Origin of the sequence: Hyphomonas atlantica corrig., assembly GCF_017795365.1 — a bacterium.
In the GTDB taxonomy this organism is placed as follows: domain Bacteria; phylum Pseudomonadota; class Alphaproteobacteria; order Caulobacterales; family Hyphomonadaceae; genus Hyphomonas; species Hyphomonas atlantica.
Map to the genome: position 1 here is coordinate 1,893,742 of NZ_CP051254.1, position 25,694 is coordinate 1,919,435.

Annotated in this window: 23 protein-coding genes; 15 read left to right on the forward strand and 8 right to left on the reverse strand. The window is 53.3% G+C overall.

Annotation, left to right across the window (positions count from 1 at the left end; genetic code table 11):
- Positions 1-87: 87 nt before the first annotated feature.
- The 4 genes from HF931_RS09375 to glpK all read left to right on the forward strand — a co-directional run bounded on the left by HF931_RS09375 (position 88) and on the right by glpK (position 3,613).
- On the forward strand, positions 88-1,083 hold the full coding sequence (locus HF931_RS09375) for an NAD(P)H-dependent flavin oxidoreductase (RefSeq protein ID WP_035549859.1): 996 nt from the start codon (positions 88-90) through the stop codon (positions 1,081-1,083).
- A gap of 67 nt (positions 1,084-1,150) precedes the next feature.
- Positions 1,151-1,624, forward strand: a complete 474-nt coding sequence (locus HF931_RS09380; protein ID WP_241764155.1) for a D-Ala-D-Ala carboxypeptidase family metallohydrolase — start codon at positions 1,151-1,153, stop codon at positions 1,622-1,624.
- Complete coding sequence (locus tag HF931_RS09385; RefSeq protein WP_035549856.1) at positions 1,612-2,079, forward strand: hypothetical protein; 468 nt, start codon at positions 1,612-1,614, stop codon at positions 2,077-2,079. The genes HF931_RS09380 and HF931_RS09385 overlap by 13 nt, the downstream gene beginning before the upstream one ends.
- A 52-nt stretch (positions 2,080-2,131) precedes the next feature.
- Entirely contained in the window at positions 2,132-3,613 is a 1,482-nt protein-coding gene (gene glpK, locus HF931_RS09390) for a glycerol kinase GlpK (protein WP_035549853.1), read from the forward strand.
- A gap of 123 nt (positions 3,614-3,736) precedes the next feature.
- Here glpK and HF931_RS09395 read toward each other — a convergent pair whose 3' ends face one another.
- Positions 3,737-4,777, reverse strand: a complete 1,041-nt coding sequence (locus HF931_RS09395) for a zinc-dependent alcohol dehydrogenase family protein (protein WP_051602547.1) — start codon at positions 4,775-4,777, stop codon at positions 3,737-3,739.
- Between the two features lie 348 nt (positions 4,778-5,125).
- On the opposite strand from HF931_RS09395, the gene HF931_RS09400 reads away from it, so the two are divergent.
- The 4 genes from HF931_RS09400 to HF931_RS09415 all read left to right on the forward strand — a co-directional run bounded on the left by HF931_RS09400 (position 5,126) and on the right by HF931_RS09415 (position 9,007).
- Positions 5,126-5,563, forward strand: coding sequence for a MobC domain-containing protein (locus HF931_RS09400; RefSeq protein ID WP_081806054.1), 438 nt, complete (start codon positions 5,126-5,128; stop codon positions 5,561-5,563).
- The gene (locus tag HF931_RS09405) at positions 5,560-6,867 is read left to right on the forward strand and encodes a relaxase/mobilization nuclease domain-containing protein (protein WP_273239827.1); all 1,308 of its coding nucleotides are present in this window, start codon (positions 5,560-5,562) and stop codon (positions 6,865-6,867) included. Before HF931_RS09400 ends, HF931_RS09405 begins: the two co-directional genes overlap by 4 nt.
- Positions 6,868-7,102: 235 nt before the next feature.
- On the forward strand, positions 7,103-8,443 hold the full coding sequence (locus HF931_RS09410; protein WP_273239829.1) for a hypothetical protein: 1,341 nt from the start codon (positions 7,103-7,105) through the stop codon (positions 8,441-8,443).
- A 27-nt stretch (positions 8,444-8,470) separates the two neighbouring features.
- On the forward strand, positions 8,471-9,007 hold the full coding sequence (locus HF931_RS09415) for a hypothetical protein (RefSeq protein ID WP_273239831.1): 537 nt from the start codon (positions 8,471-8,473) through the stop codon (positions 9,005-9,007).
- A gap of 414 nt (positions 9,008-9,421) precedes the next feature.
- Here HF931_RS09415 and HF931_RS09420 read toward each other — a convergent pair whose 3' ends face one another.
- The 5 genes from HF931_RS09420 to HF931_RS09440 are packed head-to-tail and all read right to left on the reverse strand — an operon-like array spanning position 9,422 to position 14,296.
- A complete protein-coding gene (locus HF931_RS09420; RefSeq protein WP_273239833.1) occupies positions 9,422-10,951 on the reverse strand; it encodes a hypothetical protein in 1,530 nt (509 codons plus the stop codon).
- Positions 10,952-10,999: 48 nt separating this feature from the next.
- A complete protein-coding gene (locus HF931_RS09425; protein WP_273239834.1) occupies positions 11,000-11,443 on the reverse strand; it encodes a hypothetical protein in 444 nt (147 codons plus the stop codon).
- A 3-nt stretch (positions 11,444-11,446) separates the two neighbouring features.
- Positions 11,447-11,857 carry an antirestriction protein ArdA gene (locus tag HF931_RS09430; protein WP_273239836.1) on the reverse strand — a complete coding sequence of 137 codons (411 nt, stop codon included), beginning with the start codon at positions 11,855-11,857 and terminating at the stop codon, positions 11,447-11,449.
- A gap of 3 nt (positions 11,858-11,860) precedes the next feature.
- Entirely contained in the window at positions 11,861-13,591 is a 1,731-nt protein-coding gene (ltrA, locus tag HF931_RS09435; RefSeq protein ID WP_273239838.1) for a group II intron reverse transcriptase/maturase, read from the reverse strand.
- 3 nt (positions 13,592-13,594) lie between these two features.
- Positions 13,595-14,296 carry an antirestriction protein ArdA gene (locus HF931_RS09440; protein ID WP_273239840.1) on the reverse strand — a complete coding sequence of 234 codons (702 nt, stop codon included), beginning with the start codon at positions 14,294-14,296 and terminating at the stop codon, positions 13,595-13,597.
- Positions 14,297-14,650: 354 nt separating this feature from the next.
- Between HF931_RS09440 and HF931_RS09445 the strand changes: the two genes are divergently transcribed.
- The 6 genes from HF931_RS09445 (at position 14,651) to HF931_RS09470 (ending at position 23,046) form a co-directional block, all read left to right on the forward strand.
- Entirely contained in the window at positions 14,651-17,875 is a 3,225-nt protein-coding gene (locus HF931_RS09445; RefSeq protein ID WP_273239842.1) for a hypothetical protein, read from the forward strand.
- Between the two features lie 132 nt (positions 17,876-18,007).
- Positions 18,008-18,478: a mobile mystery protein A gene (locus HF931_RS09450; protein ID WP_273239843.1), complete on the forward strand. Its 471-nt coding sequence runs from the start codon at positions 18,008-18,010 to the stop codon at positions 18,476-18,478.
- Entirely contained in the window at positions 18,475-19,077 is a 603-nt protein-coding gene (locus tag HF931_RS09455; protein WP_273239845.1) for a mobile mystery protein B, read from the forward strand. Before HF931_RS09450 ends, HF931_RS09455 begins: the two co-directional genes overlap by 4 nt.
- Positions 18,983-20,401 carry a hypothetical protein gene (locus HF931_RS09460; protein WP_273239847.1) on the forward strand — a complete coding sequence of 473 codons (1,419 nt, stop codon included), beginning with the start codon at positions 18,983-18,985 and terminating at the stop codon, positions 20,399-20,401. The genes HF931_RS09455 and HF931_RS09460 overlap by 95 nt, the downstream gene beginning before the upstream one ends.
- Positions 20,402-20,473: 72 nt before the next feature.
- Positions 20,474-21,775 (forward strand): restriction endonuclease, encoded by a 1,302-nt coding sequence (locus HF931_RS09465; protein WP_273239849.1) that lies wholly within the window; start codon positions 20,474-20,476, stop codon positions 21,773-21,775.
- A gap of 47 nt (positions 21,776-21,822) precedes the next feature.
- A complete protein-coding gene (locus tag HF931_RS09470) occupies positions 21,823-23,046 on the forward strand; it encodes a hypothetical protein (protein WP_273239851.1) in 1,224 nt (407 codons plus the stop codon).
- Between the two features lie 599 nt (positions 23,047-23,645).
- On the opposite strand, the gene HF931_RS09475 is transcribed toward HF931_RS09470, so the two are convergent.
- Positions 23,646-24,086 carry a hypothetical protein gene (locus tag HF931_RS09475; protein ID WP_273239853.1) on the reverse strand — a complete coding sequence of 147 codons (441 nt, stop codon included), beginning with the start codon at positions 24,084-24,086 and terminating at the stop codon, positions 23,646-23,648.
- 226 nt (positions 24,087-24,312) lie between these two features.
- Between HF931_RS09475 and HF931_RS09480 the strand changes: the two genes are divergently transcribed.
- Positions 24,313-25,155: a hypothetical protein gene (locus HF931_RS09480; RefSeq protein ID WP_273239855.1), complete on the forward strand. Its 843-nt coding sequence runs from the start codon at positions 24,313-24,315 to the stop codon at positions 25,153-25,155.
- On the opposite strand, the gene HF931_RS09485 is transcribed toward HF931_RS09480, so the two are convergent.
- A complete protein-coding gene (locus HF931_RS09485; protein WP_035551640.1) occupies positions 25,152-25,616 on the reverse strand; it encodes a hypothetical protein in 465 nt (154 codons plus the stop codon). The genes HF931_RS09480 and HF931_RS09485 overlap by 4 nt on opposite strands.
- Positions 25,617-25,694 lie beyond the last annotated feature (78 nt).

Consider the following 25,694-nt stretch of genomic DNA (forward strand, 5'->3'; position numbering starts at 1 on the left):
TCCGCAACGTCACGCCTTGCCCAACATGGATCAAGCGATAGTTTCCGTTTACGTAAACGACGTCGTTATCAGGTGAGGTAATTTCTCATGGCACTGCCCCCCATTCTCCAGAACCTGCGCATCCCGGTCATCGGGTCGCCACTGTTTATCATCTCAAATCCGGACCTCGTGATCGCCCAGTGCAAGGCGGGCGTGGTCGGCAGTTTCCCGGCGCTGAACGCCCGGCCGGAACACGTGCTTGACGAGTGGCTCGACAAGATCACGACAGAACTGGCCGAATACAATGAAAAGAACCCGGATCGCCCGGCGGCGCCCTTTGCGGTGAACCAGATTGTCCACAAGACGAACAACCGCCTCGATCATGACGTGGAAATGTGCGTGAAGTACAAGGTGCCAGTGGTGATCACATCATTGGGCGCGCGTCAGGAAGTGAATGATGCCATCCACTCCTATGGTGGTATCGTGCTGCACGACATCATCAATGTTGTCTTCGCGCACAAGGCGCTGGAGAAGGGCGCAGATGGTCTGATCGCCGTCTGCTCCGGGGCAGGTGGCCATGCGGGCACCCTGTCGCCTTTCGCGCTGATTCAGGAGATCCGCCAATTCTTTGACGGACCACTTGCGCTGTCGGGCTCCATCGCCAATGGCGGGTCCATCGCAGCGGCGCAGGCGCTCGGCGCGGATCTCGCCTATATCGGCTCGGCCTTCATCTCGTGCGACGAAGCGAACGCTGTTGATGGATACAAGGACATGATTGTCGATTCCAAAGCGGGCGACATTGTCTATTCGAACTTGTTCACCGGCGTGCATGGCAATTACCTCGCACCATCCATTTCAAAGGCCGGGCTTGACCCCAACAATCTGCCTGAGAGTGATCCGAGCGCGATGAATTTCGGGTCCGGCGGCAATCAGGAAGCCAAGGCCTGGAAAGACATCTGGGGGTGTGGCCAGGGCATTGGTGCCATCGACAAGCGGATGCCGACGTCAGAATTCGTCGACAAGCTGGCCCGGGAGTATGACGAGGCCCGTGCCGCTCTTGCCAAGCGTCAGGCGTTCGGCGTGGCTCCGGTGGCTGCGGAGTAGGTTCGTCTTCTCCCCGAACTGAACATTGAAGGCGCCCCTGAAATCCGCGTGATTTCAGGGGCGTTGTATGTTCTGCGCCGTTTCCAATCCGGCAGGGACTGGCCCGTGTCAGCCTCGGGACATGTTGATCCCGTCTGTTTCCCTCTTCGATGCGCATGGCTGGCGCTGGCCGCATTTTTCTCCCAGAGAGCTCGCGTGCAAATGCGCCGGCCAGTTCTGTGAAGGCGAGTACTGGCATGATTCAAAATTTCTGGATTCGCTGGAGACATTGCGCGCTCGGGTCGGGGGCCCCTTGTTCATCAATTCCGGTCATCGATGCGAAGGATGGAACGCAGAGATTGGCGGCGCGCCGCAATCCCGACATCTGGAAATGGCGGTCGACATTTCCCTGATCGGCCACGACCGGTTCGCGCTCCTCTCTGCGGCGGAGGAACTCGGTTTCACCGGTATCGGTCTCGGGCGAAACTTCCTGCATCTGGATCGGCGTGAACAGCCCGCGCGCTGGTACTATAAGAGGAGCCGGGCAAAATGGCGGAGCTGATCGGTCTGGCCGCGAGCGCGGCAGGGGGCGGCGTGTTCGGCCTGCTCGGTACGATGATCGGCCGCGCCGCCGGATATTTCGAACAGCGCCAGTCGCAGGCGCATGAGCGGTCCCGCTGGCAACATGAGTCCCACCTTGCTGGAATGGAGTTGCAGGCGCTCCGGGAAGAGAGCGAAGCAGCAGAGCGGCTGGCCGAAACCTCGGGTCGCTGGCAGGGGCTGGCGGCGTCGATACAGGCGGAGGCGGCGATTGGGGAAAGCTACGCTTGGGTGAATGCCGTACGTGCGCTGACCCGGCCCATTCTGACCCTGCTGTTATGGCTGATCACCTGGCTGGTCTTTCTCGCATCGCCTGAGACAGAGCAGGCGAAGATCGTCGAGACGGCTACATTCGCGGCAACCGCGGCAACACTTTGGTGGTTTGGGGATCGCGGGGCACAGCGCAACGCGCGTTGACCGGCAGGCGCGCACCGGTCCATCCTGTCTCAAACACCAGAGGGCAGGCGACATGGGCGACTATATTCTCGTCATTGATGAGGGCACCACATCCACGCGGGCAATCGTGTTCGACCGCGACCTGAATGAAGTCGCGCTGGCGCAGGAAGAGGTGCCGCTGACTTATCCGAATGATGGTTGGGTTGAGCAGGACGGCGAGGAGATCTGGGAGAAGACGCTCGGCGTGTGCCGCTCTGCGATTGCGGAGGCGGGCGGCGCAGAGCGTATTGCCGGCATCGGCATCACCAATCAGCGCGAGACGACGCTCGTCTGGGATCGTGCGACAGGAACGCCCGTCGCCCCGGCCATCATCTGGCAGGATCGTCGCACGGCAGAAACCTGTGACCGCCTGCGCAAACAGGGTCATGAAGCCGCTGTGCACGAAGAGACGGGCCTGCTGATCGATCCCTATTTTTCCGGCACGAAGATTGGCTGGATACTGGATAATGTGGATGGTGCCCGCGCGCGCGCCGAGGCGGGAGAGTTGGCCTTCGGCACAATCGAGAGCTTCCTGATCTGGAAGCTGACCGGCGGTGCATCCCACGTTACGGACGTGACCAATGCGTCTCGGACCTTGCTCTACCGCCTTGGCCTGGGCGGGGATGCTGGCTGGAGCGAATCCATGTGCAGCCTTCTGGGTGTGCCGAAACCCCTGCTTCCAGAGATAAGACAGAACGCGGATGATTTTGGAACGAGTGCTGCGGCCTTGCTCGGAAAGGCATTGCCGATCCTGTCAGCGGCGGGTGACCAGCAATCTGCGCTTGTTGGTCAGGCTTGCCTGGATGTGGGAACAGCCAAGATTACATATGGCACCGGGGCGTTCCTGGTGGCCAATTGCGGGCTGGATCGACCGCAATCGGTCAACCGCCTGCTGGGCACAATTGGCTATGAAGCGCCGGGCCGGGGCGCGATGGCGCTGGAAGGGTCGATCTTCAATGCCGGTACAATCGTCCAATGGCTGCGCGATGATTTGCGCCTGATCGAAGATGCGGCGGAAAGCGCGGAAATAGCGGCCAGCCTGCCAGGCAATGGCGGTGTCTACATCGTCCCGGCTTTTACCGGACTTGGTGCGCCGCATTGGGAAGCGGATGCCCGCGGCACGATCACGGGCATTACGCGGGCCACGACTGCGGAGCATCTGGTCCGCGCTGGCCTTGAATCCGTTGCGTATCAGACGCGGGATCTGCTCGACGCATTCGAGGCAGACGGTGTCGCGATCAAGGAGCTGCGCGTCGATGGCGGTATGGTTGCAAATGACTGGCTGATGCAATTCATAGCCGATATTTGCGAGCGGCCTATTCTGCGGCCGGACTATCGCGAGATGACAGCGCTTGGTGCGGCAGCTCTGGCCGGGATGCAGCTGGGCTGGCTATCCGCCGATGACTGGGCCAGCCGCACCGTTCCGGGCACGCGGTTCGAGCCCCAAATGGAAAAGACCGCGTCCGCCCGCCTTCGCCGCGGCTGGGCCACCGCCCTGAAAAAAACGCTGGCCTGATCCCTGCACATTGTCAGAGACAAAAGAAAAAGGGCGGGCCCGGAGGACCACCCTTTCTAGTTCGAAATCCTAACACACCGGCGATGTGGGATCGGCTCGGTGCGCTTGATGATTTGCAAGGGATCAGTTCACGCGAATGACGACTTTTCCGATCTTGTCGGTGCTGGCCATATAGGCGACGGCTTCGTTGGCCTGGTCGAAATCATAGACGCGGTCGATGATCGGTTTGATGTTGTGCTTTGAGACTGCGTTGATCAGATCTTCGTACATTTTCCGGCTACCAACAATCACGCCGCGAATATCGATGTTCTTGATGATGAGCAAAGGAAGGCGCAGGAGCGGGGGCATCGCGCGGGCTTCACGGTCAGAGGAAACCGGGCTGTGCCCAAGAAACATCACCCGGCCGCACGATGCGCAGGATTCCAGGCACTGATCCATTTCAGATGTGCCGACATTGTTGATGACAGCTTCAGCGCCGCGGCCACCCGTTAATTCCATCACCTGTTTGGACCATTCCGGATGCGTCCGGTAATTGATGACATCGTTCGCGCCCAGCTCTTTCATCTTTGCCAGTTTTTCGTCGCTGGACGAGGTAACGATGACGCGTGCACCCAGCATCTTTGCCCATTGCATGGCGAAAACGGAAACCCCGCCCGTGCCGATCGTGACAACGGTTTCGCCCGCCTTGACCTGGCCGGTGGCAACCACGGCGTTCCATGCCGTCAGTCCTGCGCTGGGCAGGGTGGATGCGTCTTCAAAGGAGATATTCTCGGGCAGCTTGACCACAGCCTCGGCCGATACAATGGCCTTCTCCTGCATGAACCCATCAATCGTTTGCCCATGATCAATGTGCCGCATTTCAAAGTCCCACGGGCCATCGATCCATTGATTGTAATGGATCGTCGAGATGCGGTCGCCAGGCTTTACATTGGTGACGCCTTCACCGACGGCCAGAACTTCGCCGGCATTGTCTGCGCACACAACGCGCTCGCTGGGCGGGGGTCCCATGGCGGTGCCGGTTGTCCAGATCTGAAAGTCACGCGCATTTGGACCGGTTGCACGCACTTTCATGAGGACTTCACCGGGGCCGGGCGTCGGATCGGGACGGTCTACCGGCGCCAGTTGTTTGGTGTTGATGTAGTCTCCAATGACGTACGCCTTCATGTGGGCTGCTTCCTTCCGTGACTGATCGGCAATTGTTTTCACGGGCGTCGCGCGAGGGCAAGGCAAAAGATATACCAAAGTTTGATGGTGAGCCTGAGTGAGCATGATTTCATGCGGCGTGCTCGTCTCTCATGCACGTCCATTTCGCCAAATCGAACTGAGGCTCAGCGTTTCCCGAGAGGGACCACATCCGCGTCAGCGATCTCTTGCGAAATGAGGGGAAATCCTGGTGCCACTGAGCGGAGATCTCTTAAACTCTCCGATTGAAGTGGACGAACTATTTGAAAGCTTACGATATTTCGAAGACCAACTTCAACCATATCGTTATGAGCTTGAGGAGCTGGGCTTATGAGGAGACCCGGCGGACCCAAGACATATGAAAGCTTCTCGGAGGCGGCGGGACACGGCGATGTAAAAATCCGGCCTGCCCGAACCAAACGCGGCGCGCCGTTCTCCCTGCGCCTGACGAAACAAGAACGAGACGAGCTTGCGGACAAGGCTAACGGTCAACCTTTGGGCGCTTACATCAAGTCGCGCCTGTTCACAGGACCGCATTATCGCTCCCGCGCGCGGCAGGTGGATCGCGAAGCGCTTGGCAAAGTGCTGGGCGCTTTGGGTCAGTCGCGCATTTCTCAGAACCTCAATCAGATCGCCAAGGCTGCGAATATCGGGGCATTGCCTCTCACGCCTGATCTGATCGAAGAGCTTCGTGAAACTTGCGCCGAGCTAAAATCTTTGCGGCAGGATATCATGGCTGCGCTTGGCTATGGGGGCCGCACGCCATGATCCTGCACGGTAATGCCAGAGGCGGCGGGCGTGAGTTGGCGATTCACCTCATGCGCACCGATGAGAATGAACACGTCCAGGTGCATGATGTTGAAGGCTTCATGGCGGATGATGTGCGCGGAGCGTTTCAGGAGATTGAAGCGCTTGCCAAAGGCACACGCTGCCAAAAGCCTCTATTCTCGCTCAGCCTGTCACCACCCAAGGATGCCAATGCCAGTTCGAAGGACTTCGAGAAAGCGATTGCCAAGGCCGAAGACGCCTTGGGGCTGTCAGGTCAACCTCGCGTGATTGTCTTCCATGAGAAAGGCGAGCATCGAGATCGGCATTGCCATGTCGTCTGGTCACGGATTGATGCTGAAACCATGCGGGCCATTCCAATGCCGTTCAATCGGCTCAAGATGCGCGATGTAAGCCGCGAGTTGTTCATAGAGCATGGTTGGGATGTGCCGCGCGGCCTGATCAACAAAGTCGAGCGCAATCCGCTCAACTACACGCTTGAGCAATATCAACAGGCCAAGCGCACAGGGCGTCGTGCCGATGAAATCAAGGCGGATATGCAAGCGGCTTGGGCGATGAGTGACACTCGGGCCGCCTTTGAGCATGCATTACAGGATAAGGGCTTCCGGCTCGCGCGCGGGGATCGGCGCGGCTTTGTCGTAATTGATCATCAGGGGGAAGTGATGAGCCTGCCGCGCTGGCTAGGTGTGAAGACCAAGATGGTGCGAGAGCGCTTGGGGCCGGAGAAGGACTTGCCCGATGTTGAATCGGCTCAAGCCCAATACGCCCGCGACATGGCGGAGAAGATGGGCGGGTTTGCGCAAGAGCTGAGAACCCGCAATGCGGCGCGTCTGACTGAGCGCAGCGTACAGAAACAGGCTCTCATTGAGCGTCAACGCGCTGAACGGGACGAAACGCTCCAACGGATTGAGCAGCGCCGCATCGAAGAGGTTCGGGCAAGGCAGGCCAAATTCCCGAACGGTCTGCTTAAGCGGGCGTGGTCATGGCTGAATGGTGAGACTGCACGGATCAAGCGCGAGAATGAGGCCGAAGCGGCAAAGGCGCAAATGAGGGATGAGGCCGAGAAACACGATTTGATTCAGCGTCAGCGCGAACAGCGGCTCTTTTTCCAAAGACGTATGGAAGAACGGCGTGAAAAACTGAGCCAGCAGCGCCAAGAGGTCTCGCGGGACCGCGCGGATTTTGAAGCACGGGCTAACTTATCGCGGGAAGAACGAAAGCAGGCGTTCATGGACCGTCGGCAAGCTGCATCTGGTCAGAGACGAGGGCCAGAGCCGGAGCGGTGATCTCTCATTCCAACTCGAGTCGAGTAATAAGTTTAGCCCGTTCACAGCATGAAATTGATGTTCGATATCCATCAGATTGATTGAATGACTTTGTATTCATAGGCCCTTCATGTCAGGTGAAATATAACTCGAAAGACTGATGAGGGGGATGGATGTGAGAGCGGCTTGTTCATTGCGCAGGACAAACTGCAAGCTCGCCTGCTAGTAGGGTCGGGAGGCTCTTGGGGAATGGCATGTGAATAAGCTGGCTACGATTTTGTTCTTTTCGATCTTCGTTTGCTTTCATGCGATAGGACAAGAGACTTTCTCTGAGTATCGGCGATCACAAGCTTGTTCAGAGCGTCTTTTTGAGAAGATGGAGGATATTCAGTCTAGCCTTATCGGTCCCGAACAAATTCGAGGGTATGTTGGAGGGTATAGCGACCAAGCTATAAATCAAAGAATTCGTGTTCATGAGAAACTGAGGAATGAGTTGCGATCTCTATCGATGGAAGATTGTCTCCAGCCAGCGTTGTTGGCAAGCTTGAACTTGGATGTACATCTTCACTCAAAAGCAAGAATATTTTCTCTTTATAGAGACGGTAGGATTTCGAGAACAGAATTGGGCAGACAAATTGATGAAGAAATCGATCGCTACGAAGCCATAAACACCCAGCTTCTTCTGGATAATAAAGACCATCTTGTAAGGATTAAGCTCGAACTAAAGGGTTTAGCGATTGGTTATATTCAGGATGCACTCATTGATGCTGGTTTTGCGGTTAAGCGTTCCAAGCAATTCGATCTAGCTACGGCCAGGGCGCTCAATTCTTTCATTCTGGCCTTACAAAAAGACAAGGATTATTGGGGGCAAGGGTGGAGCGATCCCGCAGACGGTCGTTACACGGAGAAATTTTCTCGCCACATACACTCGAAACTGGCTGGACGATCAAATAACCTGATAGTCATTCGTGCCGTGGACGCCCTTGATTTTTTGATGGAACAAGATGCGCTTCCAAAAGCCATTGCAAGAACGTCCAGCCCATTATCTCCATTTAATAAGTATAGCACCCAAGATAGACCCGTGGTAGCGCCTCCGAGGGGGGCGCCTGTGAGAGATGAAAGAGGCTTGCAGAGATATCCTGTCTCCCCATCGGGCAAGGGCGATGAGAGTGGCGATAAAATCGTGGCTGCTTTGTTCATACCCGCGTTTCAGGGGTTCGCGCTTGAATGGGCGGATGAGATTTACTGCGAGTTTGTTTTTGAAGGCGATTTCTTGCCATGCCAGGAGGATGCCAAGGCCCTGATTGAAGGTTATGAAAACGAATATGGTTGGCTCGCTATCGCCTCAAACATTGTAGGAGTCCTGCTCTCACCAGCGGGTCTCATTTTTGTTTTCTTTCTTGCCGGAACTACAAAAAGCTCATGGGAAGCTTTTAAAGGCGGGTTTACAGCGGAGGCCATTGAAGGCGGGCTTTCTGCTGCTGGTATCTACAACACTCACGGCGCGTTTCCTGGTGGGGAGTATTTTGTTCTCATGACGGCGGCAGCGGGGCTGGTCACTGGCATAGTCGCAGCATCTCGGGTAAAGAGGAAATAGTCACAGATTTGGCGAGAGGAACATCCCATGTCTTCCAGCATCAGGCTTTTGTTTCCAGGCATAGTTCTCGCCATTGCTTCTATAGCCGTACCCATGCTCTCAGCTCAGGCGGAAAATCCCCGCGTTCAAGCCGGTGAAGCCATCGTCAAAGTCTTCAAAAAGGAAGGTGAAGAGACTACGGATGTTCGGCGCGCTGCCCCATATAGAGCGCAGCGTTATGATGCGCCCACGCCGACTACTCCGCCAGCAGCAGTCTTAGATGACGCCAACGCATTACTTCAACGAAAGCAGGGTGCTTTTTTTAGCGGAACATCATCTGAAAGCCTAAACTCAAGCTTTGGCAAAACATCTGATCCGTTACCTCCCAAGCAGGCGGAGAAAGCGCTATCGTTTAAACCCGTTGCCAATGCGCATCCACCAACCCTTCAAAGGATAGAAGGGGGCGCAGTGAGAGTACAGAGTTTTTCGCCGGCGAGGAATGATGGGTATGGAAAGATGTATGAGAAAGATATTTCTCCCTCTGGCGATACTGTTGATTTTCGTAAGTACAATGAAGAATTTTAATCTTGAGAATTGTGTCTAGAAAGTGCAATAATGAAGCATGCCAATCAGGAAAGCCATTGATGATTTTATATGTTTAAATGGGAACTATGAGACCTTAAAAGGAAACTTCAGTCCCTTTTTGTTTAATCATGATTCAGTTCAGGTAGAGCTTCAAATTGATAATCTGATTCATGCCATCAAAATGCTGAATCCTGATCAACTATCTGATTGGTGTGCAAATTTGGAAGCTTGCGAGTCGGTATACTACTCGCAAAAAGACGAAGAAAAATTGCACTTCCTGATTTCGGAGTTGGCACCGCCTCGTTACTCGCTATCTAATGACCGAGAAAATTCTACAGTCTAGAGATTGTTTTTCAAAAGTGATGGGCGTTTTAAGTTTACAGGCAATACTACAATAGTTCATCACAGCCATCTTCAGTCATTTCTTGATTTCTCATCGCTGTCGCCGGATTTTGTTTCGTCTTCTGACGCACTTTGTTCGCTGGTATCCGCGAGGTCCGTTTCGGTCTCGCCAGTCAGGTTTAGGACATCCGATTCTGGGTCCTCCGCAGAGGAAGTTGTTGCCGATGCTTCGGTGGGCGCAGGCTTGTCTTTCTCAGCAGGTTCAGACTGAGTAGTGGGAGTTGCTTTCTCGTTGGGGAGTTCATCTCCAAGTGAAAGCTTTACGCCAGGGTGTAATGACACGATCAATATTTCTGCGATGAGCGTGAGGCCCAAACCCATTAAAATTGACCCTAGTGTGATTTGAAACTGGCGACGCTCAGCTGTCGAAGTCGGATTCCAAACATAGCTGTCTATCAGATCGCTTCGGTATCCTATATTTCGCTTGGTTGACCAGTTCCCTACGCTGGACGTCCTTGGCGTGCTGTCGGATTTCCAGGGAGTAGCTTGAAAGTTGGGGGTGCTTATAGGTGAGTAGGAAAACTCACCTCGGAAGTCTTTTAGACCTAAGGGGTAGTAGCCACCGAAGGCGGTAGCGATGGAAAGTCCATTTTGGTTTCCTGCCTTACACTCTGAGCATTTTAGCTCGAATAGAATTGCTACTGGTGCCACATCATAATCATTACCGCCAACCGACACCGCTTCGATGGGATCATCGCAAAAACCAACCCCTGCGGATTTTTCTTCATCACTGGGAAGGCACATGCGAGTGAGGTGGGGGCCAAGATACGGCGAGGGTCTTGGCGTCGCTCTTAATCTGAAAGCGCATGCCAACGGAGTTGGGGCGGCTTCTCCAGCCTCTTCCGCGCACTCATTCCAAAAGGGTCGAGTACGCATAGAATATGGTCCGTCCTCTGCATCCGCCGCCAGGACTTCAAGTGCGGTTTTGTCCTCTCGCATCGCGACATAACCGATCTGGTTTTCATCAAGCGTGGGGGTAAGAAATGCTATGGATCCATCCGCATTTTTTAGCGCCCGTTCTTTTTCGGATGCAATTAGCTTTTCAATTTCAGCATCCGCATCGAAATAGGGATTAAAATCTTCTTCTAGAAAATTTCCGATATTTGCGTTTTGAATATCTCCGCCACCAAAAACCGCACCGAGTGGTATCAGCGTGCTTCCTTTAGGAGCGACCACCGCAATATCCATGACGCCACAATGGTGTGTCATCTTATTGAACGGGGCGTAAGGGTCAGAGGTTTGAGGGTTTGCGAGTATTTCTTCAAACTTACTTGCGTAACTGAGTGGTTCTTCCGTATCGGCAACTACCGCTATGATGAAGTTGTCTTTGTTTCCTGCGCCTGCGTAAACCGTCCACGGTCCTTCGCAGCCTGAATCTGCTTGAATGGCTAGAGTCGGGGGACGAGATGCAAAACTCTTAGGTGGCTGGATCAGCCAATACCCTGCAGAGAAAGCAGCTAAGGCTATCAAGGATATTATTAAGGCCCACGCATAGCCCCGACGAAAAGGGTTATACAATGCAGATAGAAGAAGTTGCAGCATTTCAAAGAAGTGGCGACATATGAAGCGGTTTTCAATGTGCTACGGTCTCTAAAGCAGTTCAAATAAATCCCTCTGGCGTGTGAGCATGTCATCAAGCGCGATCAAGTGAGCGAAATTATTGACCATGTGATTGTGCTTTAAGCTCAGGGCCGTGTGGATGTCGCCGCAGGACGCAATCTTGCTGTCATCCGGCAGTTGTCTATTTGTTTGACGAAGTTCTCTAACGCATTCGCGGTAGCGGCTGAGGTCATTGCGTAAATCGCTCAAGAACTTTGCGCGTAGCATGCGAAGGGTTTCCGAGCGTTTTGGCTCTGCCATCTGATCGGCTGCTTTGATGTTCTCGCGGGCATAGCCCTGATAACCGCTTTGGCGTGTTGCTTCGAGGATGTCTCGGGGGCTGAGTGGCTGTCCGCCAAGGAAATAATACCAAGGATGCCCTGGGGAGTAGCCCCTATGCTCATGGGTGGGTGTAAAGGTCTGAACTTTCTTCATTACTTAAGCCCTCCAGAATATGTGGAAGGATTCAAAGCCTGTCTCGATGGTCAGGATGTCATTGATTTCGCAGTCTCGCGCCATCGACTCCCAGTCGATGTAATATTGAAGGCTCTTTGGGATTTCGGTGCTTTGCTCGGTCACCTCCTGTACGAAGTCGGCAGTAGAGCGGTATTGCCCCGCATACTGATCGTTGATTGCGGTTCTCGCATCTTCAAGGCTGTCGAAATACGCGATAAGCTTGCCGCCGAGTTCGCCATGTTCAGCTATGAATGCGGCAATCTCCGAGATACGCTCAAAACTCTCCCATTCACTGATGGTGGCGCCTTCAAAGCCTTCATAGTGTCGGGTAACAGGTCGGCGTTGCCGCCGACCCGTCCCCTCAGAACCGTGCTTGCAAGTTTCCCCGCACACGGCTCAAGCAAGTCCCTGTTGTGCCGCGCGGCGGCAGTCGGCGTGGACAAGTCGCAGGTTCCGGTAGGAACCGTTCGTCCTGTCCCCATCCACATGAGACATGCGGATGGTTTCGCCATTGTAGAGGCTCTCGCGGCAGGTCGGGCACGTGTGCCGTTGCCGCTGCGCAACCTTCTGCCAACTGCGCGTGAGGTCAGTCCCTCCCATCCGGCGGGTCCGGTTTCGCCAGTAGTCGGCGAGAGACGGATCGTCGGGAGAGTTGCGGTGCTTCACCATCGTCCAGCGCACGATTTTGATCGCGGCTGGATGGATCATGAACGCACCAGACTGCTTGTCCATAAAGGTGTAGCTGAAGTTCGGGCAGTTATAGTGCCGCCCGAAGTATTTCCGCATCCACCAGTGTTTCAGCTTCCTCGCATGGGCACGGTGGCACCAGCGACGTTGCCGGACATGGACATAGTGTTCGATCCCCGAGAAGATTTTCCCGGCGACACTGTAGCGGTAGTAATTGCACCATCCACGTATCACCGGATTGGCAGCTGCAAGCAGCTGCCCCTGATCCGAACCGACATGGGCGCGGAACAGGTCCCTGAGCTTCTTCCTGAACGCTTTGACGGCGTCCTTGGAAGGTTTGATCAGGGTCTTCGTGCCAGCGGCGCGGTCTGCCACCTTGTAGGAACGGACATTGAAGCCGAGGAAGTCGAAGCCTTCCCGTATGTGCCGGATGCTGGTCTTCTCCTCGGAGAGGTAAAGACCGCGCCCGGCGAGAAAGGCCGCAACCCGTGTCCTGGCCTCAAGCGCTTGCGTCTCGGTGTGGCAGATGACGACGAAGTCATCAGCATACCGCACAAAGACAGGGCAGTGAGGTTTCACGTATGAGGCGCTCGTGCCTCCGCGATACTCAATGCCCAGCGCTTCTTCCATTCCATGCAGGGCGATGTTCGCAAGTAGGGGACTGATGACCCCGCCTTGCGGTGTGCCCTGCTCGGTGGCGTGGAACACGCCATCTTCCACATAGCCTGCCTTCAGCCAACGGCGGATCATTCCCCTTGCGGGGAAGTTGCCGATGGCCTCCATCAGGGCGTCGTGGTCGATATTGTCGAAGCAGCCTTTGATATCGGCATCAAGAACCCAGACCCGTTTGGACCCGGATTTCGTTGCCAGATATATCCGCTCGATGGCGTCATGGACGCTACGACCGGGCCGGAACCCGTAGCTTGTCCCCTCGAACTGCGCTTCCCAACAGGGCTCAAGTGCATTGAGCACAATGGCCTGCTGGCACCGGTCGATGAGGGACGGGATTCCGAGCGGCCGCTTCTTACCGCTCGCTTTAGGGATATACACCCTCCGGGCTGGAAGCGGCTCCCATGCCTTGAGGTTCCCCAGCTGGTTCGCAAGGTCGGCCCGCTCGGTCGGCGTCAGTGCGGTTCGCGCATCGACACCGGGAGAGGCTTTCCCGCGATTGATCTGGCTGACCCTTCGGATGGAAACGAGCAGGTTCGCCCGGCTGCGCAGCATCAGCTTTTGCAACGAGCGAACCGTCTTCCAGTCCCGCATTTCAGTCGCCCGATAGATTCTCCGGCGCAGCGTCCTGACGGTTCGATAGGCGGCAGGCCAGTCAATGGTCTGCCATTGAACAGTTCCGCCGCTTACGATCAGGCCTTGCGGCCCGTCCATCTTTTCACGAACGGTTCGGTTGCTGTTCCATGAGATTACGGGGGACTCACCAGTCATCTGTCAGCACCCTTTCAGGTTGGGCATGGCCCTATCCGCCGGGTTATGTATTCCCCGTGCCTTTCGGCTGGCGGCATTTGCTTCTGATAACTTCCTACACCCGCTGAGGAGTTGGGCGGCTCTTGCGAGCCGCTTACCGAATGCTGTTGCCAGCGACCGGACCTCATCGGGGTTACTCAGTTCCGCATCTGTGAGATGCGACCGGGTTAGGTGCCTGCTATACGCCGGGGAATATCGACCTTCCGACTGAGGGATCCACGTGCCCCCAGCCCATTCCCTTGCTCCCCGTAAAAGCCACTTCCGGGGGACTGATGGGTAACGACGCATCAACACAGATTCACTTTCGTTCACCATACCGGTCTTCTCCTTGGGCGGTTCACCGGCGTGTGGCTGCCAGCTCCCCGCTCGTTTCCGGAGGCTTCGCACCAGCCGGTTACCCAGCTCGCACGCTCCGGCTAGAAATGGTCGAGAAGGCTCGACCAGAGGCATCCCTGCCTCACTCAACAGATGCGACTTTCTGGTCGCACCGTGAATTGCCCACTCTTCCGCCTCTTCAATCGGTGAGTCTTTGAGCATGTCTGAGACGAGCGCCCAGATTGCTGCGGCGCTTTGGTTGGCGTAGATCCAGCGCCCGTGCAGGTGTCCGTTATTGTAGCTGGCTAAGCAGGCGACATAGATTCTGATTTCACACGTTTGGTTTTTCATTTTACTGATCTCCCGTAGGGTATGGGTTGCACATGCAACCCTGCCTCGCGGTCGAGCAGCGGGTGTCCAAGCGGAGGGAAAAATCGACGGCGGGCGCAGCAGCTATGCTGCGAGCCTCGGGAGACCGTCTATTTTTTGCGAAGCGCGGTGAGGGCAGAGCCCTAAGTCCTTGCGCGAGGGATCGACGCCGCATGGCCAAGACCGCGCGGGCGGGCTTGGTTCACGACAGCCCGTCCCAAAGGGTGCGCTCCATTCCGGATCGAAGTTGTCCACCGACTATGGACGTCGACTCCCATTTGGCTTTGTATCCGATGTGGCTTTGTTCTATATATGTTCGGTATCATGGTTGAACATATGAAGAATAGTGAAGATGACCCTGAAGCAATTCCGCAAGGCATGATGCCTTCGGATTTCATGCGTAAACTGCGGCCTGAATATTATTCAGACACGCAAGCGCGCAACACCATTATCCTGACGCCCGATCAGTTAGAATATCATTTAGGGACAATCACCGCTCGCAACCAGACCCACGACTTTGAGCTCTTCTGTAGGAAGCTTTGTGAGCGAGCTATTTGTCCGAATTTGAGGGCGCAGACAGGACCAGAAGGTGGTGGAGATAGCAAAGTCGACACAGAATCCCTTCCTGTTTCCGAGGAGGTACAGGAACGATTTTATGAAGGCCTGGCGAACACAGGCAATGAAAAATGGGCATTCGCAATCAGCGCTGAGAAGAAATGGACGGTTAAAGCGAGAAGCGATGTAGCCAAGATCGTCGAGACCGAACGCAACTATGAGCGTATTTTCTTCATTACCAGCCGACATGCCCGCGCGAAGGACCGCGCGCGGTTAGAGGATGAGCTGACGAAAGCATACGGAATTCCGGTTACAATTCACGACCGTACATGGATTGTCGATGAGGTTATCGAAAAAGAACGGTTGGACCTTGCTTTCAATTTCCTGAACGTTGGTCAGGCTGTATCCGATGGCACGAGGCTCGGGCCAAATGACTATTCTCGTACCCAGCAACTCGAAGACATCGAGAAAGATATTCAGAACCCTGCTGCCTTCGATGGCATGGAAATGCAATTGGCGTCAGAGGCTTTGGTCGCAGCGAAACTTTCCCGAAATTTAGAACGCCCACGGATAGAAACTGATGGGCGTTTCATGAGGGCAGTCAATCTCGCCGAGAAGTACGGAACCTATCGGCAGAAATTGGAAGCGAATTACGAACAGTTTTGGACCGCTTTCTGGTGGTTCAATGATATTGAGTTCTTGCTCTCCCACTATGACGCATTTGAAGAGCGGGTCATTGAATCTGACAATGCTGTCGACTTGGAATGGCTTGGAAATCTTCACCAGCTTCTCGTTAATAGTGTTACTCACAATCATGTCTCTATTGAAGATGCAAAGCTCTGGGAGCGTGCTCAGCGCCTTGAGCGAAGACTGCAGGTCCTGGCCGATGATCCAGAGCGGCCCAACAACAGGCTTGAGGCCCGTTCAGCTATTCTCCGAGTACAGTTAAACCGGGCGATGTTAAGGGGGCAGCGTGATGCGCTGCCTCAAATTTGGAATGAGTACGCTGAAATTGTTCAAGCCGCACGCGGCTTGGGCGAGTTTGGCTTCCAGACGCTCATTGACTTTATTGAGGTCGCCGGACGGGTGGCTGGAAATAATCCGGCATATAATAACCTTGTCGAAAAATGTGCCGAACTCGTTGCCGAACGGACAAGTGAAAGTGAGGCTGCGTTGATGTATCTGAGCCGGGCAAAGAAGCTCGACTTTGATGATAACTTTGACATGATCCGATGGCTTGGAAAGGCAGTAGTCGGACTTTCCAAGCAGGAGTATTCAGAAGAATTGGTCGAAGCGACCCATCTTCTTTCTCTAGCCTACCGAAGTGCTGGCCTCTTGTGGGCTGCGCGTGCGAGTTGCGCCATGGCTATGACAACGATGTTTATTGAAGGCGACAGGGCAAACGAGATTCCTGTAAAAGTCGTGCCAGCAATGAAGATGTGGGCGTGGATATCACTGGAGCTTTGGCACTTATCTGACTTTCTTCACAATGTTCAGCTACTCAATGGCTTTCTTGCGGGGCTGCCACTTGATGATGCATCTAAAGAGCGCGTCAGTCATGACCTTCAAGAACTAGACATCGCGATAGGTTCACTTCTGCTGAATCTCGATGAATCTCAACTTGTTCACATGGTAAAGCTGCCTGATTTGTTGGAAGGGTTAAACCTCCACATGGCCCGCATAGCTCTTCTTTATTCGCTTGGGCATTTGGATGTCTTGCGCGCGGATGGGTCAATTCCGGCGGAGGAAAGTGACGAAGGCATTCTGGAATTGATGGCCCAAATGAAGGGCCAGCCAGTGAGCCAAAGTGTGGAGGTGCCGCCTGTACTCAACGCAGAAGGTCCGCAATCTTTGCAGACAACGATTTTGGGCATGCAGGTTGTTGTTGAAATCGAAGGTGCTGATCTGATTTCTGTCGCGGAGACAATATTGGGAGTACTAGAGGCATTCTTTGCGACTGTTATTGAGCGGAGAATCGCCCCCCATACGGAGCAGTATCGAATTGTGCTCACTGCTGACGATAATTTGGGCGAACCTGAAGTGACAAGTGAACCATTTGACATGACGACGAATGTCAAATGGCCCAGCAATCTTCCTGTAGCCAGCTATGACCGAGTTGATGAGGTTCGTACTGGATTAGTCGTGATTGCTGCGCATGTTCTGGCCACCGGGTGCGCAACGCCGGATTCATATGGACTTCTTGAGGGTTTGTTTGAAGATGAGGCGGTGCTCCATCGAATTGCGATGATCACGGCATTTCCAAACAGCTATAATCGTCTATTCCATAAGCCTTATTCTCAACTAAGTGATTGGGATGAGCACGACCTAAAGTCTTACGAGCTCAAGAAATCGAGGCCGACCGTTCCTGATGCTGAAGTGAAAGCCAGCGTTGGTCAGAGCGATAAGGATGCAGGGCTTGACCTTGCACCACCCAAAAATCACAAAATGTTCGGTGTTCGATCAGTTATCGATCAGCAGACCTGGAATAAAGCGGTGTGGCGTGGATGCGGCTTCTTGCAGGCTGATCCTAGCTTGCCGCCCATCATGATGTTGCTGTTCCAGGATCAGGCGGCAGGTCATAAAATTTTCGAGCGTTGGCGTCAGCGCTTCGGCGAGAAAGACGTAACTGAAGAGATAGCCATTTCATTCATCCGACAGTTACCTGAGCGAAATCCGCATCATTACATCGCTCAAATCACTTCTCGTGTTCCAGTTGATGCGGACAAGATGAGTGCAAAGGTTCTGACTTCTCCCATACGTTCGCTGGAAGTCACACCATCAACCTCCGAAAATCTCGATGGATTTCTGGCCGCATATCAGAAGTACGGAGTGTATGCGATTGCTCCAGGAATAATGCCGACAATACCCAATCGCCTGCCTGAAGTGGGATTCGACCTCGCCATCGAAAAGCGGGAACTTGAGGTGAGGAATGCTGCCGAGGTGAGTGCAAATGATGCAGCGGCGATCTCATTGCAGATCCGCGGATATCTGAAGGATGTTGTTTAGTCCACTTATTTTGACTACATATATGTGAGCATTACATCACTTTTTGTCTATAAATATATTGACATTAATAGATTTATTCTCTATAAATATAGAGACAAATAAGAAAAACCCGTCAATACGGATATAGACACCATGAGCGTCAAAGACATCGCCAGAAAGCAAATGCTGAGCAGAATCAACAAATCCGCTATGGATTCCGCGCGCCAGCTTCAAACCCCGAAAGAGGGCTGGATTGCCCTTGTGCGCAATGCCCTGGGCATGTCCGGCGCGCAGCTGGGTAAGCGCTTGTCTCTGTCTCGCGGGCGGATATCGCAGGCGGAGAAGGCTGAGGCAGAGGGCGGCGTGACGCTTCGCTCGATGCATGAGCTGGCCGAAGGTCTTGGCTGCCGTTTTGTCTACGCGATCATACCTGAAAGCGGCAATCTCAATGATGTCGTAGAGGCGCAGGCGCGCAAGAAAGCCACCGCGCTCGTAAAGCGTGCGGCCACGCATATGGCTCTGGAAAAGCAATCGCTGCGTGATGAGCAGAACAAAGCCGAGATTGAAAGGCTGACCCGAGAATTGATCCAGAACCCGCCGTCCAACTTCTGGGAGGTCGAATGAACGCGATCATAGGTGAACCCGATGGCGCAACGCCGCTTGATCCCGATGAGCTGGAGGGCTTGAAGTTCGACCACATCACAACGCGCAGCGAGTTGGACGAGCTTGAGCAGGCCAATATTCAGACTGGCCTTCTCTGGCTCGGGCGTCGTCGTAAGGCGGACATTCTGACGGATGACTTCCTGCGTGAGCTTCATAGACGCCTTTTTGGCGATGTCTGGGGCTGGGCGGGGACATATCGCCTGCGCGAGAAGAATATCGGTATTGATCCGATGATGATCGGCGTGAGCATTCGTCATCTCTTGGGCGATGCCAAATACTGGGTGGAGAACAACACCTATCCGCCGTTGGAAGCGGCAGCGCGTTTTCATCACCGCCTTGTGCAAATTCATCCGTTTGCAAATGGAAATGGTCGTCACTCAAGGATAGCGGCGGACACTTACCTGTCAGAGTGCTTTGAGCATGCGCCGATAGACTGGGAAAACGGCGCGGACCTGACCAACAACAATGAAAGACGGGACGCCTATATCGCTGCGCTCCGCGCCGCCGATGGTCACGATTACGACCCGCTACTGGAATTTGTCGGATGTAGCGATGAGTGAGTTGGGGGAGTGGATCACCAGAAACTTCAACAATCGCGAACTTGCCAGTGCGGTCTGGTTGACGATTATCCTTCTCTTATTCTCTTTGAAGAAAGGCGGTCGCGAAAGCCTCAAAGGCATAGTAGCGGTTGCGTGTCAGAGTACGCTTCTGGTGTTGCTCCTCTGTTTTGCCCTGAACGTAACTATTTTGTCCTGGCTGGGTACGTACTCGACAGTATGGGGCTTAAGTTTGCTGACGCAGACAATTATTTGGTATTTTCTCGGCGGACTGCCTCTTCTGGCGCGGGCGTTTGAGGCCAAAGAAGGCACTCAGCATTTTCGAGGCTATGCCAAAGATGCCTTAAGCGGAGCAGCGCTTTTGGAATTTATCTTCGTTGCAGAAACCTTCGGCTTGTTGACAGAGCTATTCTTGGTTCCGGCAGTTACAGCGCTCGCCATGATGGTTGTTATTTCGGAGCGGAGTCCCGAATATTCTGCCGTGAACAAACTCCTGACATGGATTTTGGCATTCGTTGCCATCGTGATTTTCTGGAATTCTTTGTCTCAGATTTGGGCCGCTCCGGAAGGGTTCTTCACTACTCAGATGTTCCGAAATTTCATCCTGCCAATCTATCTGACCATCGGTTCAATTCCATTCTTCTATGCGGTGCATTGTTATTCACACATTGAAGGTGCGCGCATTCAAATTGACATGAAGACCTTTCAATCTGACGAGTTGAAAAAGTATGCGAAGAAACGTCTCTTCTGGGCGTTCGCGCTGCGCCCATGGCTTCTAAGGCGCGCAACACGGCAGTTTCACAGCATGCCCGCTAAAAATAATGATGACGTTGTTAGGATCATCCGCGATGTTCTTGAATATCATCGGGAAGAAAAGAACCCTCCCCAAGTCGATGAAAGGGTAGGATGGAGTCCCCATTCGGCTCGGGAATTCCTGACTGATGAGGGATTGCGTACAGGGGATTTTCACGCGGGGTACGATGAAGAAGAGTGGTGGTCCGGAGTTGCCTCCAGAGACCTTGATGAGGGGCTTGTCCCAGGCATTGTGAACTATTCATTTGCGGGCGTGAAAGGCGTTGCGAAAAGCCTAAAACTAAAAGGGCATTTCGTTGCAGAGTTTGTGTCTGACGAAGCTCTCGCGGAGTTCAGCAGGCTGGCTGTTGTCCTGCTTGAACGCGCTGCCCCACATTGCGACGTTCAGGTTTCGGAAAAACTGACAAAACGGGAAGAGTTTGATGTCGAGCAAGAAGGCGTCAATGTGCATTTCAGCGAAGAAGTGTTTCCAAATGGCAAGGGCTTTGAACTCATTTTGGAGATACGAAAGTAACACTCAGCAGAGCGCCAAACGATACGCAAATAACTATAATAAATTGAATTAAGAGCATGCTACACTGCCCACATGACCGACTCGAAAAAAAATGATGCCGAGAATAAATGGGTAGAGCCTGCGTCTATTCCTTTTGAGCGCCTGAAAGGCCGTGATCTTGAAGAATGCGTTTATTGGTTGTTTGACGCTCTCGGCGCAAAAAACCTTGAGTGGCGGACAGGAGGCAAGGGTGGCGGTGCCGCCGATGGTGGCCGTGATTTAGAGGCGCATTTCTACACTCCGAACGTGGATGATGAACTTGAACCAAAAGTCTGGTGGATTGAGTGTAAAGGCCGCAAGGATACCGTCGAAAAATCCGAAGTTCAGGAAGCCGCAAATAATGCTCTAGCACGAGGTGATCTCGATTACCTCGTTATCGCCACTAATACGCAGTTCTCCAACCCCACACTGGATTGGATTAAAGAATGGCAGAAAACTCACCCCAAGCCCAAAGTGAAACTGTGGGACAAAAGCCAACTTGAACGTTTGCTGTCCCGCCATCCTAGTGTTGTTCTGCGGCTCTTTTCCGGAGCATTGAGTAGCCAGGGCCAAGCCGCAGCTATGGAGTCGCGATTCTGGAATAGACTTGAACTCTCACCCGAAGGCGCATTGGCAAAAATATGGACTGAACGAGAGAGCATCGAGTTTACAGCGCTCGGGATGTTTGCAGCCATAGTCAGTGAATTTTCCAACGGCGATATCAGCAAGCGCGCATGGGGCGCTTTTTTAGACATCCAGTCTCTGGCTGAAGTACTTCACCTCGCGCTCGTAAATGCGCCGTATTTGCTGATTAAATGCTCTGAGACAGGCATAAACCAAACGCCGGTTCTGCGAGCGATTTCATATCTCATTCTTGCAGCGCTCCGTGAACTACCAGCCGAGAACGTAGCAGAGCTGATCACAGATTCTCTTTTCCGTGAAGACCAGATGGAGATGCCTGAGCAAGTTCGCCTGATGTTACTTCTACCGATCACGGATCAGCTTCTCTCAGAGATGCAGGACATATGCAGTGACGATTGTATCAGGATATCATCATGCAAAAGGGCTAAATTTACGCAAAGCGCCGATGAAATTGCGACCTATTGGGAACGCTTCCAGGCCACCGACACACGGGATGACAAAAATGACGGTCGTTACCTGTTGATCGAATCAAAAGCCGCGCCTTGTGCCGTGGGGTTTCAAGTTAATGAAGAAACTAGTTGTCCCCTGTTCGCGATTGAGCCGGACGACAAGAACGTCGGTTCTCTCTTGGCGATTTTAAAGCGCGTGAGTGAATTCAGATTCAATGAAGCGGAACAGAAGCACGTTGTTGTCGGTAATACTTCGAATGATTGATAGACGTGTGCGATCAAGAGAGATGAACAATAGAAGCTATCAACTGTATGGCCTGGACTGATCTAAATACATGGGAGCTGATTGATCAGAAGGAGCTTGTTGATGAGGTCACCTCTGACAAGAACGCAGAAGTCCCAGGCAAGGGAGATGCGCTCTCACTGCGTACAACCATCAAGCCAGTCGATCTCTACGGGTATTTGGTCGGGCGGTTCGGGGAGCCGAACGGAAAACAATCATTGTTGTTGAGGGCCCCGATTGAAGGATCACCCTCTCCAAACTCCGGAAACATTATTCACTGGGATTTTGAGATCAGATCGGGGGAAACACGTGTTCTCATAACTGGTCTTACGAGAGAGATTCATGTCCTTGTTTCAGAAGAGGTCTCGGATCACGAATGGCTGACGTTCATTGAAAATTTGCGATCTGATTTCGCCGTCTTTGCGAAAGCAAAATCAGCAGTGCAAAGCAGGTTCGAAAAGTGGCTTGTGTTCGCCAATCCGTTTGCGGCAATAGCAGAGGCATGCGCGGGGCTTCACGAAAACATCGTTGAAGCGTTAGAGGCGGGCTTCAGTTTTGAGGCGATGGGTTCCGAAGGTTTCACGGATGAAGCTTATCAAGAGCAGTTGAGGGCTGCGGGTGAGCGGGCCAATCGTATCTATGCTGATTGCCTTCAGCTGCGAGTACTCACTCCGATTTTGGGGGAGGCTTTCCTCAACATGCTCACTGCATTGTTGGCAAAACCGGAGATCAAAGAGGATCCCGAGCGTTGGCTCAGCTATCGGAAATCGACTTTCCACACCAAGCTCGAAAATTTGTCTGAAGACTGCCGTGGATTTGCGAAACCGATAGACAAATCGTCTACCACCTACAGGGATTTCATGCGCATTCGTAGCAAACGGAATGACAGTTTGCATGCGAACGTGGTGCCCGAGCAGGACAAACTGGAAACGGTCTACTTTGACGGGAAGACGCCTCTTTATGCTGATGCGGGGGATATATTTAAGTCGTTTTGGGAAAACTACGAATCTTGGGTGGCCCCTAAAGGGGCAATTGCCGACTATGAGAGCGTTCACTTGTTCTGTATAGATATTGAAAATTCTCTTGAGCCAAGATTTAGACGAGAATTTCGTATGATCATCGACGACAAGTTCCCTGGATATGATCAGTCGCGCAAGCGCTTTGGAAGGCTTTTTCCGGATCATCTGGTCCACTTCATGATGGGGCCGGAATTTATTCGCTATGATGACCAATTGAGCCGCGAAAATTTGTGAGCCTGACCTTAAAATTCTCGTTGCCGATGCCTTGGGATTTGCATTTCATGCATCAAACCGATGTGCATTAGAAATTATGTTGGGTATCGGGTCACGAAAGACCTGATCGACATCCAATCCGCGCAGGGTTGGTCTCAAGAAATTGTCGCGCTGAAAGCGTCTCCATGAAATGGTCAGGGTTTCCAAAGGGGCTTGAAGGCTCCGTGGTCGATGGGTGCAGGGAGAGCGAAGTCTCCTGCTCGGGATTAAACGACGAAAGCGTTTGTCATGGGGTTTTTAGGGGCAGTACGAAGGCTCCCCTGAATGGCGGGTGTCGGGGGCCAAATGCCCTGACGAGTGATTGAACGGCGATACGTTCTGATGGCTCTGGATGGGTTTGTCCTCAGGAAGAGCTAGGGCCGGAGGGATGCAACGGGAACGCGCAGCGGGTTCCCTTGCCAAGGTGTCTGGTATTACCAGACTACACCTTGCGCATCACGCAAATGCCAACCCCGCGCATTGTACTACCAATTTGAACCCTGAACCCTGACCCACGCACCGAACCGCTTATGACTTCGCCTTCAATCCCGATATCTCAGACTATAGACCGTCATTCGATTTCAACCGCTCCAGATACGCTTCATCAATGCGATCTGATCTTCCCGAACCGTTTTCGCGTTCCCGCTCATGTAATGCTTGATCTTGCTCACGCTCAGCCCGACTCGATTGGCATCGCTCCAGCGCATCATCATTTCCGCGTTGATCCCCGATTGCATCTGTAGCGTCCTGAGTTCTTCCAACAGATCATCCGTAAGCCGAATTGATCTGTCTGTTTCGAGTTTCCCCCACGCCGCCCGAACAAATTCCAGATGTTCGCGCCTTGCCGTTTTGATGCGCCCGCCAAGCCAGTGCGTGACCATCGCATGATTCAAACCCTTCGGTTTGTCCTTGTACGGTTTTAGCAGCGCTTGCGGCCCAATGGATGTGCGGTCGCGTTCAGCGTTTAACTCGGCAATAATTCCGGAAGTTAGTGCAATGGTCTCCGTTGGCTCTGCGTTCATGTTGATAGCATACATATAATGCATTGTATTTTATATGTATTTTAGACAAATGCCTTACAATTTTACATATTTCTTAATCGCTCAGAGCTATCATATCTGAAATGGCGAAATGGTGCTGTGCATCAAAGTTCGCTTTTACTTGAAAATTATACAATCGAGCGCGCGAAAAGCCGCTCTAAAGCCAATAAGCCCGATAAGAGGTAGGCATGCGGGAGATATGTGTGGGATGGCAACGCCGGAAAACAAGATAGAGGAATTTAAGGCCGTAGGCGCGTCGATCGCGGAGCCGATTATCGGAGCGATGGCACGGCCACCGTTAGAAACGCTTGTGAATGCATTTGCGGTGGCGCATGGCGGCGAAAGCCAGCTCTTCCAAACAAACCTCGTGCGCCAGGTCTGGGCGGGGATTATTGACCCGTCACAGATGAGTATCCGTGTGAACGGCGTCGACGCAGCAGCGTTAGCCGCGCAGGTGCAGGCATCAGAGGCCAAGCGGGCAACTGATAATCATATGTTCCTCATCACATTGAGCCAATTGAAGGACGCTATCGAGCGAATGGAGGCTCAGGCTGATGAAATGGAAAAAGGCTTTGAAGAAAAGTACGGGGATAGTTGGCGCGAAGATCTCGCTCTTGAGATTCTGGATGAAGACGAAATCCCGCAACGCATGGATGGTGAAAGCCTGGAGGATTATCGTGAACGCGTAGAACAAGCGCTCATCGATGAGATGATTGATGAGAACGGAAATATTAAGCCGGAATATAGGGATCATCCAAAATACGGAGATCGCGCGGAATGGGCAAAAACGCGTTGGGATATCAGGCAGGCTGAAATCGAAGCGCAGCAGCTAGAAGCGACCTATAACGACCCTGCAGCGACCGAGGCCGAGCGTACAGCAGCGCGTGAAAGCGCATCTCAGGCGGCTGTGAGGCTTGCTAAGCACAATGCCTCCGATGAGGACGTTGCGGCTGAAATGGATGCTGAAATGGATGCCAATACCGATAAACACCTTGAGGTGGCTCCGGCGCTTGATGCGAACAGCTTTATGTCACTGACAGGTCAGACCTAATCGTATGACACCTCAGATATGCTTGCAGTCTGAAGTAGTTCTTGATTGGTTTGAAGGTAACGGGCAGCCTTTTGAGTTGAGGGAATTATCTCATCAAGGTTGAGGGGGCCTTCGAATACGTCATCGTAATACAAAGCAAAGCCAGTATGCGGAACGTCATTTTGTTCGAAAAAGAACTCAATATCTTCTATCCCCCCACTGTTCGCAATGTTTGTGAGACCTGTCCTTAACTGCTCAGGTGTGAGGTCGGTTTCAGTTCCCATGTAAACCGCAACACCGATACCCTCCGGATGAATCGCATTCCACGCGGTTGCGGCATTGTCTGCGTTTTCAACATAGCTGATGGTCGTGGCGGCCACCGCTGTTGTTGGCGCTGCGGGGGGAGCATCGTCAGCATGCGCTGCGAAGGGAAGCGACGACGCGGCGAGCGCCAGTAATCCTGCTTGTGCTGTTCTTTTCATGGGCAATAGCCTCAAATTCCATCGGGCTACTGCGCTGTAATCATTTGCAAATTCCGGTCAGAAAACGACCGTTTTTCT

What these genes read in the sequence shown, in the direction of transcription:
- HF931_RS09375 (WP_035549859.1), top strand. Translation starts at nt 88, where the DNA reads ATGGCACTGCCCCCCATTCTCCAGAACCTGCGCATCCCGGTCATCGGG.
- HF931_RS09380 (WP_241764155.1), top strand. Translation starts at nt 1,151, where the DNA reads ATGTTCTGCGCCGTTTCCAATCCGGCAGGGACTGGCCCGTGTCAGCCT.
- HF931_RS09385 (WP_035549856.1), top strand. Translation starts at nt 1,612, where the DNA reads ATGGCGGAGCTGATCGGTCTGGCCGCGAGCGCGGCAGGGGGCGGCGTG.
- glpK (WP_035549853.1), top strand. Translation starts at nt 2,132, where the DNA reads ATGGGCGACTATATTCTCGTCATTGATGAGGGCACCACATCCACGCGG.
- HF931_RS09395 (WP_051602547.1), bottom strand. Translation starts at nt 4,777, where the DNA reads ATGAAGGCGTACGTCATTGGAGACTACATCAACACCAAACAACTGGCG.
- HF931_RS09400 (WP_081806054.1), top strand. Translation starts at nt 5,126, where the DNA reads ATGAGGAGACCCGGCGGACCCAAGACATATGAAAGCTTCTCGGAGGCG.
- HF931_RS09405 (WP_273239827.1), top strand. Translation starts at nt 5,560, where the DNA reads ATGATCCTGCACGGTAATGCCAGAGGCGGCGGGCGTGAGTTGGCGATT.
- HF931_RS09415 (WP_273239831.1), top strand. Translation starts at nt 8,471, where the DNA reads ATGTCTTCCAGCATCAGGCTTTTGTTTCCAGGCATAGTTCTCGCCATT.
- HF931_RS09420 (WP_273239833.1), bottom strand. Translation starts at nt 10,951, where the DNA reads ATGCTGCAACTTCTTCTATCTGCATTGTATAACCCTTTTCGTCGGGGC.
- HF931_RS09425 (WP_273239834.1), bottom strand. Translation starts at nt 11,443, where the DNA reads ATGAAGAAAGTTCAGACCTTTACACCCACCCATGAGCATAGGGGCTAC.
- ltrA (WP_273239838.1), bottom strand. Translation starts at nt 13,591, where the DNA reads ATGACTGGTGAGTCCCCCGTAATCTCATGGAACAGCAACCGAACCGTT.
- HF931_RS09440 (WP_273239840.1), bottom strand. Translation starts at nt 14,296, where the DNA reads ATGAAAAACCAAACGTGTGAAATCAGAATCTATGTCGCCTGCTTAGCC.
- HF931_RS09445 (WP_273239842.1), top strand. Translation starts at nt 14,651, where the DNA reads ATGAAGAATAGTGAAGATGACCCTGAAGCAATTCCGCAAGGCATGATG.
- HF931_RS09450 (WP_273239843.1), top strand. Translation starts at nt 18,008, where the DNA reads ATGAGCGTCAAAGACATCGCCAGAAAGCAAATGCTGAGCAGAATCAAC.
- HF931_RS09455 (WP_273239845.1), top strand. Translation starts at nt 18,475, where the DNA reads ATGAACGCGATCATAGGTGAACCCGATGGCGCAACGCCGCTTGATCCC.
- HF931_RS09460 (WP_273239847.1), top strand. Translation starts at nt 18,983, where the DNA reads ATGAAAGACGGGACGCCTATATCGCTGCGCTCCGCGCCGCCGATGGTC.
- HF931_RS09465 (WP_273239849.1), top strand. Translation starts at nt 20,474, where the DNA reads ATGACCGACTCGAAAAAAAATGATGCCGAGAATAAATGGGTAGAGCCT.
- HF931_RS09470 (WP_273239851.1), top strand. Translation starts at nt 21,823, where the DNA reads ATGGCCTGGACTGATCTAAATACATGGGAGCTGATTGATCAGAAGGAG.
- HF931_RS09475 (WP_273239853.1), bottom strand. Translation starts at nt 24,086, where the DNA reads ATGAACGCAGAGCCAACGGAGACCATTGCACTAACTTCCGGAATTATT.
- HF931_RS09480 (WP_273239855.1), top strand. Translation starts at nt 24,313, where the DNA reads ATGGCAACGCCGGAAAACAAGATAGAGGAATTTAAGGCCGTAGGCGCG.
- HF931_RS09485 (WP_035551640.1), bottom strand. Translation starts at nt 25,616, where the DNA reads ATGAAAAGAACAGCACAAGCAGGATTACTGGCGCTCGCCGCGTCGTCG.